This is a genomic window from Streptomyces sp. NPDC033136, assembly GCF_055578235.1.
This window is the reverse complement of record NZ_JBVIPD010000012.1, coordinates 22,278-35,187: the sequence shown is the minus strand read 5'-3', so window position 1 is coordinate 35,187 and position 12,910 is coordinate 22,278. Positions and strand designations below refer to the sequence as shown.

The following is a 12,910-nucleotide window of genomic DNA, read 5'->3' as shown; positions in this document are numbered from 1 at the left end:
CCGCGCGGGCCCGGCCCCCTCGCCCCGTCAGAACTGGAGCGCCCAGGCGTCGATCCGCCCGGTGTCGTAGCGGGCGTTGTCGCTCACCCGCAGCTTCCACGTGCCGTTCGCGGCCTCCGAGGAGGCGTTCACGGTGTAGGTCGTGTCGATGTTGTCCGCACTGCCTCCGGTGCCGTAGCCCTTCAGCGTGTACGCCGTGCCGTCGGGGGCGATCAGCTGGACCTGGAGGTCACCGATGTAGGTGTGGACGATGTGCACCTCGACGGCCAGGGCCGAGGGCGCGTTGCCCGGGACGCCGGAGACGGTCACCGGGGACTCGGCGGTGGCGTTGTCGGCGATGGCCTGGTCGGCGGTGTTCTCGAAGCGGGGGCCGGGCGGGGTGGTCGTACCGCCGCCGACGTTGAGGAGCCGGTTGGGCGATCCGGTGCCGGGGCTGGTGACGACGCCGGTGGTGGCGGCGGCCGTCAGCGCGGCGGAGACCTGCGCGGGCGTGGCCGCGGGGTTGTCGGCCAGGTGCAGGGCGGCGGCGCCGGCGACGTGCGGGCTCGCCATCGACGTACCGGAGATGGTGTTGGTCGCGGAGTCGCTCGTCCGCCACGCCGAGGTGATGGACGAGCCCGGGGCGAACAGGTCCAGGACGGAGCCGTAGTTGGAGTAGCTCGCCTTCGCGTCGCTCGACGTCGTCGCGCCGACCGTGACGGCCTCGGCGACGCGGGCCGGAGACCTGGTGGAGGCGTTGGTGGACTCGTTGCCGGCCGCGACCACGAAGGTGACGCCGGCGGTGATGGCGTTGCGTACGGCGGTGTCGATCGCCGTGTCGCCGGGGCCGCCGAGGGACATGTTGGCCACGGCCGGCTTGACCGCGTTCCGGGCGACCCAGTCGATACCGGCGACGACCTGGGCGGTGGTGCCCTCGCCGGAGTTGTTCAGCACGCGCACGCCGACGACCTTGGCCTTCTTGGCGACGCCGTAGGCGCTTCCGGCGACGGTGCCGGCGACGTGCGTGCCGTGGCCGTGGCCGTCCTGGGCGGTGTTGTCGTTGTCGACGGCGTCGTAGCCGTTGGAGGCGCGGCCGCCGAAGTCGCTGTGCGTGATGCGCACGCCGGTGTCGATGACGTACGCCGTGACGCCCTCACCCGCCGTGTCCGGGTAGGTGTAGGAGCTGTTCAGCGGCAGGTTCTTCTGGTCGATGCGGTCCAGGCCCCAGGAGGGCGGGCTCGGCTGGGTGCCGCTGATGGTGAACGTCCGGTTCTGCACGACGGAGGCGACGGCCGGGTCGGCGGCGAGACGTTTCGCCTCGGACGCGGAGGCCTCGACCTCGTAGCCGTTCAGGGCCTTGGTGTAGGTCCGCTCGATGTCGGCACCGTACTTGTGCGCGAGCGCACGGCCCTCGGCGGAACCGGCCCTCTCGGTCTTCAGGGTGACGACGTAGCTGTCGGCGACGGCGTTCGCCGCGCCCTCGTACTGGATGCGCCCTTCGGCAGCGGGGGCCGCGCCGGCGGGGAGGGCGGAGACGAGGCTCGCGACGAGCGCCGCGGTGGCCGTCGCGCCGAGCGCGGCCAGTCTTCGCCGGGAGGTGCGGTGGGGAGTACGCATCACTGCCATCTGAGGGGTCCTCCTCAATCGGTGGTGCGCTGTGGGGTGGGGTGCACGCCCGTCGGTCGCCGCCGATGAGGTCATTGGGTCATGGCCATGTCAAGCCAACGGCAACTCCCGTGCGTGAGCGAAAGATTGAGGCCTCCACAGGAATTGCACAAGGGGCCCTGCACGGACGGGCAGGGCCCCCGTGACGGCCCGTCAGCCATCGAAGGCGGTGCTCCGGCCGCGTTTCTCCCACGCCGGGCCTCGTCCCGCACCCGGCCGAGATGGCCGAGAACCGCGCAGCCCGCCCCGCCCCGCCAGTGCCGAAACAGTCGTTGGTCCGGTGTCAGCCCGTAAAGGACTGCTCCAGCGCTTCGGCCGGCAGCGCACCGCCGGCGCCGATCACCTCGATGCCGAGCAGCCGTCCCGACGCGTCCACGTCGAGGAACACCTCGGCGTCCGCCCCGACCCCGTCGACGGGGATCTGCCGGACGGCGGCGCCGTCCACGGTGTGCGCGACGAGTGAGACATACGCGGTGTCGTTCTCGCGGTCGTACTCGATGTGCATGCTTCGCCTCTCGGGAACGGGCTCGTCGGTGGGTTCGGTCGGTGGGTTCGGTCGGTGGGTTCGGCCAATGGGCTCGGTGAGTGGGATCGGGAACGGGTCCGGTTGCGGCCGGCGGACACGGCACCGCGGCTGACCAGGGCGGAACCGGTTCCGCCCCGCCACCCGGCCGCCTACGATGCGCACAGCCGTACGACGGATCCCGCCCGCTGCCCGAGCCAGGAGCACCGTACCCGTGTCCATACCCCCGCCCCCCGGGAACCCGCAGCCGCCGGACCCGTACGGCCCGCCCCCTGCCAACTGGCCTGCCGCACACGGCCCGTACGGCCCCGCCGGGCATCCGTACGGCACCCCGGTCTCCGTCAACGCCCTCGCCGTCGCCGCCCTCGTGCTCGGCGTGCTCTGCTTCCTGCCCGCCGCGGGGCTCGTCCTGGGGCTGATCGCGCTGCGGCAGATCAGGAAGTCCGGGCAGAGCGGGCGGGGCATGGCGATCGCCGGGGTGGTGCTGTCGTCCGTCGGGGCGGTGCTGTGGGCGGTGGTGCTGTCCACGGGTGTCGTGTCCGAGGCCTGGGAGGGCTTCAAGGAGGGCGCGCGGGGCAACGGGGGTGTCACGCTGGAGAAGGGCGACTGCTTCGACGCGGCCGGCGGTCTGAAGGGCGACCCGTACGGCGTCGAGCCGGTGCCGTGCGAGGTCCGGCACGACGGCGAGGTGTTCGGGGTCGTCACGTTGCCGCGTGGCCCCTTCCCGGGTGATGCCGGGATCACCGGCATCGCGGGCGAGCGGTGCTTCGCGCTGCAGGGCCAGTACGCCATGGACACCTGGGCGATGCCCGCCGACGTCGACGTGTACTACCTGAGGCCCTCCAGGGACAGCTGGCGCTACGGCGACCGCGTGATCACCTGCCTCTTCGGCCACACCGAGGAGGGGATCAAGCTGACCGGATCGCTGCGCGGCGACCGCACGACGCTCGACAGCGACCAGGTCGTCTTCCTGTCCTCGGCCAACGCCGTCGACGCGGCGCTCTTCGAGGAGCCCGAGGGCACCCCCGAGGACGACCTCGCCGGTCACCGGGCCTGGGCCGCGCGGGTCCACGACGTGCTCGGCGAGCAGATCGAGTCCCTGCGCGGGCATTCCTGGCCGTCCGGTGCCCGGGGGCCGGTCGCGGTGCTGGTCGCGGACCTGGAGGACGCCCGGGAGGAGTGGCGTCGGGCGAGTACCGCCGGTGACGCGGATGCGTACTCCACGCACTACTACGAGGCGGACGGCTTCCTGGGCGGGCCGGCGATCGTCACGGCGCGCAAGGCCCTCGGTCTGGCCGCCACCCCGCCGCCCTACGAGGGGGACGAGGGCCAGGACTCCGAAGCGCAGGTGTGAGGGCGGCTATAGCGGGGAGAAAGTTCCTGCGTAAAGCCCCGAGGGCCCCCTTGTCATCACATCGAGTGATTCTCTGGCCTTTGCTTGCACCGCACAACCCACGGTTGCCACGCTGTTGCTGTCTGTACAACCTGATGGGAGCGGCCAGTGACATTCGGTGAGCAGCCGGCGTACCTGCGCGTCGCGGGTGATCTCCGCAAGAAGATCGTCGACGGTCAGCTGCCGCCCCACGCCCGGCTCCCGTCCCAGGCCAGGATCCGCCAGGAGTACGGCGTCTCGGACACCGTCGCGCTGGAGGCCCGCAAGGTGCTCATGGCGGAGGGGCTGGTCGAGGGCCGCTCCGGCTCGGGGACGTATGTGCGCGAGCGGCCCGCGCCCCGGCGCATCTCCCGCTCCGGCTACCGCCCGGACGGCGGGGCGACGCCGTTCCGACAGGAGCAGGCCGACGACGAGGGGCGCGGCACCTGGGAGTCCGGCAGCGAGCAGTGCGAGGCCAGTGTCGCGGTCGCCGGGCGGCTGGGCATCGAGCCGGGTGACCGGGTGATGTGCACGAGGTACCTCTACCGCGAGGGCGGCGAGGCGATGATGCTCTCCACGTCCTGGGAACCGCTCGCGGTGACGGGCCGTACGCCCGTGATGCTGCCGGAGGAGGGCCCGGTCGGTGGCATGGGCGTCGTGGAGCGCATGCGTGCCATCGACGTGATCGTGGACAACGTCACGGAGGAGGTCGGCGCCCGCCCCGGCCTCGCCGAGGAACTCCTCGTCCTGGGCGGCGTCCCGGGCCATGTGGTCCTGGTCGTCCAGCGCACGTTCTACGCCTCCGGCCGCCCGGTCGAGACAGCCGACGTGGTCATCCCGGCGGATCGGTACCGGGTCGCCTACCACCTTCCGGTCAAGTAGCGAACGCTCACATTCGTCCCGCGGCGCGCTCCCCGCGCGCCCCGCTCACCCGATCGCCGTGCCGCCCGTCCGCGGCCGGGGTTGTCCATGCCTCGCATCAGGACGTCCTTTCCGCAGGTCGGCAGCGGCGTGTGCGGTATGCCTCCGACCGGATGCATCGGGGTGCGCGGACGGCGCGTTCGCCGACGCGCGCCCCTGCGTTCTGGCTGGTTGTGTACCTCTTTGTGAAAAGGCGTATTCGCTCCGTGAAGGTTAGGCGTAGGCTCGGGCATATGCGCATTGCGGTTTCCTTGGCGGGCGGGGCACGGCACAGGCCACGGGCGGGAAGTGGAGGGGCGCGATGAACGACAGCACGGTCACTCTTCCCTGGCTCGTCATACGGGAAGACGACAACGGCAACCGGTACCGCGTGGGCCGGTACGCGACCCGGGCGGAGGCCCAGGAGATCGCGGACAGCCTCGACGGCCCCGGCCACAAGCAGCTCTACTGGGTCGAGCGGCTGAGCCAGAGCGGGTCGGTCGCCCACGACTGACCGGGGACGCCGGAGGGTTGACCCGGCGTCTGGTGGCGCTGACCGGAGCCTGGTGGCGGCTGACCTGGAGTCGGGTGGCGGCCGGCCCTGAGTCCGGTGGTGCTCCCGTAGGCTCCCCGCATGAGCGAGCGGATCGTCGTCGTGGGTGCGGCGCTGGTCGACGACGGGCTGCTGCTGGCTGCCCGGCGCAGCGCGCCCGTAGAGCTGGCCGGGCGCTGGGAGTTGCCCGGGGGCAAGGTCGAGCCGGGGGAGACGCCCTGCGCGGCGCTCGAACGTGAACTGCGCGAGGAACTCGGCGTGGACGCCGAGGCCGGCGAGCGCATCCCCGGGGAGTGGCCCCTGAGGCCGCCGTACGTCCTGCAGGTGTGGACCGCGCGGCTGCGGCCCGGTTCCGCCGCGCCCGAGCCCCTGGAAGACCACGACCAACTGCGCTGGCTCACCCCCGGCGAGATCTGGGACGTGCCCTGGCTCGACCAGGACGTACCGGCCGTACGGCAGGCCCTTGACCACCTGGGCGGCCCCGGCGCCCGGGAAGTGCCCGGCGCCTGAAGCCGGTCGGGGGAGTGCGCCGCCCGCGCGGCCGCTGTACGGGCGCCCCTTACGCTTTGTGCGCCTTTCGTGTCAGAGCGCGCTGCTCCACGCGATACTCCGCCCCGTATATCGGGTATGTGCCCATTAACCCCATGAAAGCGGACATGGGTGGGCCGCCAGCCTGGGAAGTGATCGGCGTGATGGACACCGAAGGTGACTGCGCCGAGTGGATCTTCCCCGCCGAACCAGGTGCCGTGCGCACCGCCCGTCAGGTCGTCCGCGGCAAGCTCCGCAACTGGGGCCTCGACAGCCTTGCCGACCTCGCGGCGCTGCTGGTCAGCGAGTTGGTCACCAACGCCCTGCGGCACGCCACGGGCCCCATCGGTGTCCGCCTGGTCCGCCCCTCCGGCCTGGGCGGCGTCCTCCTGGTCGAAGTCTCCGACCCGCTCCCGGACCCGCCCCGTGAGCGCGCCCCGCGCCTCGACGACGAGAGTGGCCGGGGACTGCTCCTGGTGGCTTCCGCCTCCCGCCGCTGGGGTACCCGGCCGGGCGGTGCGGGCAAGACCGTGTGGTTCGAACTCGCTGTGCCGGGGTGAAAAAACGGTGTACGTACGTCGTACCGCTGTAGAGCGATTGGTTCAGGCCAGTGGCGGTTGTCCCCGGACGGGATTCGACGACGTCTCCCCTGGTTAGAAGACGGGAAGTGTTGGCACGGTCCGGACCGAAAACCATCGGGACCGTGCTGTGATCGTGAACACCGTGTTGTGCGGCACCGTAGTGCTGGATACTGCGGGCAGCCGCCCCCGGTGACCGGTGCCGGGCGCGGTGAGCTGGAGGGGACGGTTCGCGTGAGCGAGATACCAGCGAAGGCCACGGAGTCCGAGGACCCGTCGGAGGGCGCGAGGGCGAGGGCCGCGGACGGCCTGGCCTCCGCGGTCGGAGGTGCGCTCGCGGCCGACGGGGTGCCGACCGGGGACGCCATGTGGCAGAGCAGTCCCCCTGGATCCATCTACGACTACATCAAGGTCGCGTCCTTCTCCATCGGCCCCGACGGGCTGGTCGACCAGTGGAGTCTGCGCGCCGAGCACCTCTTCGGCATCCCCGCCGGACGCGCCGTCGGCATGGACCCCATCGAGGCGTTCATCGATCCGCGTCATCGCGAGCGGGGCATGCGCAAGATGGCCGAGATCCTCGACGGCCGCGAGTGGACGGGCGTGGTGCCCTTCCGGATGCCGAAGGGCGTCGCGGGGGAGTGCGGTCACGAGGGGCTCGCCGAGGTGTACGTCATGCCGACGCGCACCGAGGAGGGGGAGAAGGCCGCCGTCTGCATCGTCGTCGACGTGCGCACCCTGCGCAGCATCGAGACCGACCTCGCCGCCTCGCAGGCCATTTTCAGTCAATCCCCGTTCGGTTTCCTGCTGATCGATCCCGACCTGCGGGTCCGCCGCGCCAATCAGCGGTTCGCGTCCATCTTCGGCGGCGCTCCCGACGACCACCGCGGCAAGGGCGTCCACGACTACCTCCAGCGCGGCGAGGCCGAGCGGGTCGCCGCCACGCTGCGCCGCGTGCTGGAGACGGGCAACTCCATCACCGACATGCACGTCACGGGCTTCCTGCCGGGCTCCGACGAGCGCCGCCACTGGTCCGTCAACCTCTACCGCGTGCACAGCGGTTCGGGCCGGCCCATCGGGATCGCCTGGCTCGGCACCGACATCACCGCCCGCCGCGCCGCCGCCCGCGAGGCCGCCGCCGCCCGCCGCAACCTCGCCCTGCTGAACGAGGCCGGCGCCCGCATCGGCAACTCCCTCGACCTGGAGACCACGGCCCGGCAGCTGCTCGATGTCGTCGTCCCCGGCTTCTGCGACCTGGCCACCGTCGACCTCTACCAGGGACTGCTGGCCGGCGACGAGACCCCGCCCGGGCTCGCCGACGGCAGCGCCGAGCTGCGCCGCGTGGCCTTCGCCAGTGCCGTCTCCGACGCGCCCTTCGCCGGTACCGGCGTACCCGTCGCGGTCGGCGCCGTCCACCACTACCCGTTCAGCTCGCCCTGGGCGGACGCCCTGCGCACCGCCCGCCCCCAGACCGTCCCCGGCGAGGACGGCGGGATCGTGCAGTCCACCCTGGCCGTGCCGATGGTCGCGCACGACACCGTCGTAGGGCTGGTGCAGTTCGCCCGGGCCAAGGGCAGCGAGCCGTTCGGCGACCGCGACCGTGACCTCGCCGTCGAACTCGCCGCGCGGGCCGCGGTCTGCATCGACAACGCCCGCCTCTACCGCCGCGAGCACGAACGCGCGTTGATACTGCAGCGGTCCCTGCTCCCGCCCGGTGACCCGGAGGCCTCCGGCCTCGACATCGCCTGCCGCTATCTGCCCGGCAACGTCAACACCGGCCGGCCCAGCGAGGTCGGCGGCGACTGGTTCGACGTCATCGAACTGCCCGGGCACCGCACCGCGCTGGTCGTCGGCGACGTCATGGGCCGCGGTCTGCGCGCCGCCGTCGCCATGGGCGAACTGCGCACGGCGGTACGGACCCTGGCCCAGCTCGACCTCGAACCGGCCGAGGTGCTCTCCCAGCTGGACGAGATCGCCCGCGGCCTCGGCGCCCCCGGCGGTGTCCAGCAGGCGACCCGGGCGGCCCGCCGCCCGCGCGAGGCGGACCTGTCGGAGGTGTACCTCGCCACCTGCGTCTACGCCGTCTACGACTCCGTCACCCGGCGCTGCACGTTCGCCAACGCGGGCCATCTGCCGCCGGTCCTGGTCGAACCGGGCGAGGCGGCCCTGATGCTGGACGTGCCGCCGGGCATGCCGCTCGGCGTCGGCGGCGAGCCCTTCGAGGAGGTCGAGGTCGAACTGCCCGAAGGCGCCCTGCTCGCGCTCTACACGGATGGACTGGTCGAAAGCCGCGACCACCCCCTGGACGAGGGCCTCCAGGCCTTCGTCAGCGCGCTCGCCGACCCCACCCAGCCGCTGGAGGACGTCGCCGACCACGTCCTCAACACGCTCGACACCCATCACGGCGAGGACGACATCGCGCTGCTGATGGCACGTGTACAGGGACTGCCCACCGAATCCGTCGGCGACTGGACCCTGCCGCGCGAGCCGCGCAGTGTGGGCCGTGCCCGCGAGTACGCGCGTGCCCAGCTGATCAGCTGGGACATGGAACTGCTGGTCGACACCACGGAACTCCTGGTCAGCGAACTCGTCACCAACGCCCTGCGCTACGGCGAGGGCGAGATCCGGCTCCGGCTCCTGCTGGACCGCACCCTGGTCTGCGAGGTCTGGGACGCGGGCCTGGTCCAGCCCCGCCGGCGCCGTGCCCGAGACACGGACGAGGGCGGCCGCGGCCTCCAGCTCGTCGGCCTCCTCAGCGCCGCGTGGGGCTCGCGTCGAACGCCCCGGGGCAAGACGGTGTGGTTCGAACTGCCCCTGCCGAACGGCGGAAACGGGCTACCGGACCCGGCGGAGGCACTGCTGAGCCTGTTCTGACCGCAACCGAACGCGGGTACGGATCGTCCTCCCCGGCAACACCATCCGCACCACCGGGGGGAAACGGCATGGACCGCCGCACGGATGGCACGACCCCGCCCGAAGCCGAAGCCGAAGCCGAAGCCGCCCACGGCGACGGGGAGCAACCCCGACAAGAGCCCCACACCCCCGACAGCCGGAGAAGCAGGACGCGCCGACGCCGGGTCAGACGTACGGCGCTCGTCCTGCTCCTGGTCCTGCTGCTCCCTCTGCTGTCCGCTCTGACGGCTCTCCGCGTCAACTACACGGGCGACCCGGCGGACGGCACCCACACCAGGAACCGTGACGCACTCTGGCTCGGCCACGCCTGGGTCGACGGCCGCAAGAAGGACGCCGACGTCACCGCCCTGGCCCGCCGCCTGCGGGGCACCGGCATCCGCGACCTGTACGTCCACTCCGGCCCGCTGGAACACGACGGCACGCTGCCCGAGTCGGTCTATCCGAGAGCCCGCTGGTTCACAGACGCCGTACACGAGAAACTCCCCGGCATCCGGGTCCAGGCGTTCCTGGGCGACGTCCTCGCGACCGAGAGCCCCGACGGCATGCGCCTGGAGAACGAGGACACCCGCGCCGCCGTCCTCCGCTCCGCCCGCCAGACCCTCGACACCGGCTACGACGGCATCCACCTCGACCTGGAACCCCTGCACTCCGGCGACCGCGATTACCTCAGCCTCCTCGACGCCCTGCGCCGCGAGACCCGCTCGCGCGGCGCGCACCTGTCCGTCGCCGCACACCAGATCGACCCGCTCCCGGCCTTCCACACCGTCTGGGGCCGCCTCACCGGCCACCCCAAGTGGTGGTCGCAGGAGTTCTTCGGCCAGGTCGCCCGCCGCGTCGACCAGATCGCCGTCATGTCGTACGACACCATGCAGCCGCTGCAGAGCACCTACGGCGGCTACGTGGCCCAGCAGACCTCCCTCGCCCTGGAGGTCACCCCGCCCTCCACCGACCTGCTGATGGGCCTGCCCTTCTTCCACGAGAACCGCTTCGGCCACTGGAACCACGCCGAGACCGTCCCCGCCGCGGTCCGGGGCGTCCGCCTCGGCCTGTCCCGCACGGACCCCGGCCGATCCCGCTTCGGCGTCGCCCTGTACATCGACTTCGCCGCGACCGAGGCGGACTGGCGCGCGTACGAGGAAGACTGGGTGCGGTGACACTCCCGCCTGCCGATGCTCCTCAGCCTGCGGAGGAGCGCCTCCTGATCTTCGAGCCCAGCCACACCAGCGGGTCGTACTTGCGGTCGATCGCCCGTTCCTTCAGCGGGATCAGCGCGTTGTCCGTGATCTTGATGCCCTCCGGGCAGACCTCCGTGCAGCACTTGGTGATGTTGCAGTAGCCCAGGCCGTGTTCGTCCTGGGCGGTGGTCTTGCGGTCCAGGCCGGATTCCGCCGCCGCGTCCAGGGGGTGCATGTCCAGTTCCGCCACCCGCATCAGGAAACGCGGCCCGGCGAACGCCTGCTTGTTCTCCTCGTGGTCGCGGACCACATGGCAGGTGTCCTGGCACAGGAAGCACTCGATGCACTTGCGGAACTCCTGGGGACGGTCCACGTCCTCCTGCATCATGCGGTACTCGCCGGGCGCGACACCGGCCGGCGGCACGAAGGCGGGGACCTCCCTCGCCTTCCGGTAGTTGTAGCCCACGTCGGTGACCAGGTCACGGACGACCGGGAACGCCCGCAGCGGCGTCACCGTGATCGTCTCCTCCCGGTCGAAGACCGACATGCGCGTCATGCACAGCAGACGCGGCCGGCCGTTGATCTCCGCCGAGCACGAACCGCACTTGCCGGCCTTGCAGTTCCAGCGGACGGCGAGATCGGGGGTCTGGGTGGCCTGGAGGCGGTGGATGATGTCGAGGACCACCTCCCCGTCGTTGACCTCGACCTCGAAGTCCTCCAGGCCGCCGCCGCTCACGTCCCCGCGCCACACCTTGAAGTGGGCCGTATAGCCGCTCATTCGTGGAGCTCCTCTTCGGCGAGGTACTTGACCAGCTCCTCCTTGTCGAACAGGGCGAGCAGGTCGGCACGGACGGGTTCGGTGGTCTCGGGGGTGAGGGTGATCTGGCCGCGGACCGGGTCCGCCGCCGCCAGGCCGCCCGCCGGGTCGGTGAGCGCGCACAGCAGGTTGATCCGGCGCCACTTGCGGTCCATCGCCGGATGGTCCTCACGCGTGTGCCCGCCGCGCGACTCGGTGCGCTCCAGCGCGGCCCGCGCCACGCACTCGCTGACCAGCAGCATGTTCCTGAGGTCCAGGGCGAGGTGCCAGCCCGGATTGAACTGCCGGTGCCCCTCGACCCCGGCCCGGCGCGCCCGTACCCGCAGCTCGGCCAGCTTCTCCAGGGCCTGCTTCATCTCCGTCTCGCGGCGGATGATGCCGACCAGGTCGTTCATCGTCTGCTGGAGTTCCTGGTGCAGGGTGTACGGGTTCTCCGGCGGGCCGCCCTGCGGCTCCTCGGTCTCCGACTCGGCGGAGAAGGGCCGCAGGGCCTCGGCGGCGGCGGAGTCGATCTGGACGTCGTCCACGAGGGGCCGCGCCCCGGCCAGTCCCGCCGCGTACTCGGCCGCGTGCCGGCCCGCCCGGCGGCCGAACACCAGCAGGTCCGACAGCGAGTTCCCGCCGAGCCGGTTGGAGCCGTGCATGCCGCCGGCCACCTCACCGGCCGCGTACAGCCCCGGCACCCCGCGCGCCGCCGCCGTGTCGGACTCGACCGCGACACCGCCCATCACGTAGTGACAGGTGGGCCCGACCTCCATCGCCTCGGCCGTGATGTCGACGTCCGCCAGCTCCTTGAACTGGTGGTACATCGACGGCAGCCGCCGCTTGATGACCTCCTCGGGCATCCGGGTCGACACGTCGAGGAACACGCCCCCGTGCGGGGAGCCGCGCCCCTCCTTCACCTCGGCGTTGATCGCCCGCGCGACCTCGTCCCGGGGGAGCAGCTCGGGCGGACGCCGGTTGTGGTCCGGGTCGTCGTACCAGCGGTCGGCCTCGTCCTCCGTCTCGGCGTACTTGTCCTTGAAGACGTCGGGGACGTAGTCGAACATGAACCGCTTGCCGTCGGAGTTGCGCAGCACCCCGCCGTCGCCGCGCACCGACTCGGTGACGAGGATGCCCTTCACCGACGGCGGCCAGACCATGCCCGTCGGGTGGAACTGCACGAACTCCATGTTCAGCAGGGGAGCGCCCGCGAGGAGCGCCAGCGCGTGGCCGTCGCCCGTGTACTCCCACGAGTTCGACGTCACCTTGAAGGACTTGCCGATACCGCCCGTCGCGATCACGACGGCCGGCGCCTCCAGGACGAAGAAGCGGCCCGACTCACGCTCGTAGCCGAAGACGCCGGAGACCCGGCTCTCCTCTTTCAGTACGCGCGTGACCGTGAACTCCTGGAAGACCCTCAGCCGGGACTCGTAGTCGCCGGTCTCCGCGAAGTCCTCCTGCTGGAGCTGGACGATCTTCTGCTGCAGGGTGCGGATCAGCTCCAGGCCCGTGCGGTCGCCGACGTGCGCGAGACGTGGGTACTCGTGGCCGCCGAAGTTGCGCTGGGAGATCCGGCCGTCCTTGGTGCGGTCGAACAGCGCCCCCCAGGTCTCCAGCTCCCACACCCGCTGCGGCGCCTCCTGCGCGTGCAGCTCGGCCATCCGCCACTGGTTGAGGAACTTGCCGCCGCGCATGGTGTCGCGGAAGTGCACCTGCCAGGTGTCGTTCTCGTTGGCGTTGGCCATCGCCGCCGCGATGCCGCCCTCGGCCATCACCGTGTGCGCCTTGCCGAACAGCGACTTGCAGATCACGGCCGTGCGGGCACCCCGCTCGCGGGCCTCGATGGCGGCGCGCAGTCCGGCACCGCCCGCGCCCACCACGACGACGTCCCACTCCTGCCGGTCGACCACGGACATCAGAACGCCCCA

At 71.7% G+C, this 12,910-nt stretch carries 11 protein-coding genes; 7 read left to right on the top strand and 4 right to left on the bottom strand.

All coding sequences use genetic code 11. The features are described 5' to 3' along the window. Nucleotides 1-27: 27 nt before the first annotated feature. Both ACZ5TL_RS22495 and ACZ5TL_RS22490 read right to left on the bottom strand, forming a co-directional pair. The gene (locus tag ACZ5TL_RS22495) at nt 28-1,605 is read right to left on the bottom strand and encodes a S8 family peptidase (RefSeq protein ID WP_468591907.1); all 1,578 of its coding nucleotides are present in this window, start codon (nt 1,603-1,605) and stop codon (nt 28-30) included. Nucleotides 1,606-1,927: 322 nt separating this feature from the next. Continuing rightward, the gene (locus ACZ5TL_RS22490; protein WP_468591906.1) at nt 1,928-2,149 is read right to left on the bottom strand and encodes a DUF2283 domain-containing protein; all 222 of its coding nucleotides are present in this window, start codon (nt 2,147-2,149) and stop codon (nt 1,928-1,930) included. A 232-nt stretch (nt 2,150-2,381) separates the two neighbouring features. Here ACZ5TL_RS22490 and ACZ5TL_RS22485 point away from each other — a divergent pair, with 232 nt between their 5' ends. The 7 genes from ACZ5TL_RS22485 (at nt 2,382) to ACZ5TL_RS22455 (ending at nt 10,162) form a co-directional block, all read left to right on the top strand. Beyond that, nucleotides 2,382-3,521 (top strand): DUF4190 domain-containing protein, encoded by a 1,140-nt coding sequence (locus ACZ5TL_RS22485; protein WP_468591905.1) that lies wholly within the window; start codon nt 2,382-2,384, stop codon nt 3,519-3,521. 147 nt (nt 3,522-3,668) lie between these two features. Further along, on the top strand, nt 3,669-4,421 hold the full coding sequence (locus ACZ5TL_RS22480) for a GntR family transcriptional regulator (RefSeq protein ID WP_468591904.1): 753 nt from the start codon (nt 3,669-3,671) through the stop codon (nt 4,419-4,421). A 340-nt stretch (nt 4,422-4,761) separates the two neighbouring features. Further along, nucleotides 4,762-4,953, top strand: coding sequence for an SPOR domain-containing protein (locus ACZ5TL_RS22475; protein ID WP_468591903.1), 192 nt, complete (start codon nt 4,762-4,764; stop codon nt 4,951-4,953). Nucleotides 4,954-5,073: 120 nt separating this feature from the next. Continuing rightward, nucleotides 5,074-5,502 carry a (deoxy)nucleoside triphosphate pyrophosphohydrolase gene (locus tag ACZ5TL_RS22470; RefSeq protein ID WP_468591901.1) on the top strand — a complete coding sequence of 143 codons (429 nt, stop codon included), beginning with the start codon at nt 5,074-5,076 and terminating at the stop codon, nt 5,500-5,502. 134 nt (nt 5,503-5,636) lie between these two features. Then, nucleotides 5,637-6,080 (top strand): ATP-binding protein, encoded by a 444-nt coding sequence (locus ACZ5TL_RS22465; RefSeq protein ID WP_468591899.1) that lies wholly within the window; start codon nt 5,637-5,639, stop codon nt 6,078-6,080. A 252-nt stretch (nt 6,081-6,332) separates the two neighbouring features. Beyond that, nucleotides 6,333-8,969, top strand: coding sequence for a SpoIIE family protein phosphatase (locus ACZ5TL_RS22460; RefSeq protein ID WP_468591898.1), 2,637 nt, complete (start codon nt 6,333-6,335; stop codon nt 8,967-8,969). 68 nt (nt 8,970-9,037) lie between these two features. Further along, complete coding sequence (locus ACZ5TL_RS22455) at nt 9,038-10,162, top strand: glycoside hydrolase family 18 protein (protein ID WP_468591896.1); 1,125 nt, start codon at nt 9,038-9,040, stop codon at nt 10,160-10,162. A gap of 22 nt (nt 10,163-10,184) precedes the next feature. On the opposite strand, the gene ACZ5TL_RS22450 is transcribed toward ACZ5TL_RS22455, so the two are convergent. Beyond that, a complete protein-coding gene (locus ACZ5TL_RS22450; RefSeq protein ID WP_468591894.1) occupies nt 10,185-10,961 on the bottom strand; it encodes a succinate dehydrogenase/fumarate reductase iron-sulfur subunit in 777 nt (258 codons plus the stop codon). Then, the gene (locus ACZ5TL_RS22445) at nt 10,958-12,898 is read right to left on the bottom strand and encodes a fumarate reductase/succinate dehydrogenase flavoprotein subunit (RefSeq protein ID WP_468591892.1); all 1,941 of its coding nucleotides are present in this window, start codon (nt 12,896-12,898) and stop codon (nt 10,958-10,960) included. Before ACZ5TL_RS22445 ends, ACZ5TL_RS22450 begins: the two co-directional genes overlap by 4 nt. Between the last annotated feature and the right edge of the window lie 12 nt (nt 12,899-12,910).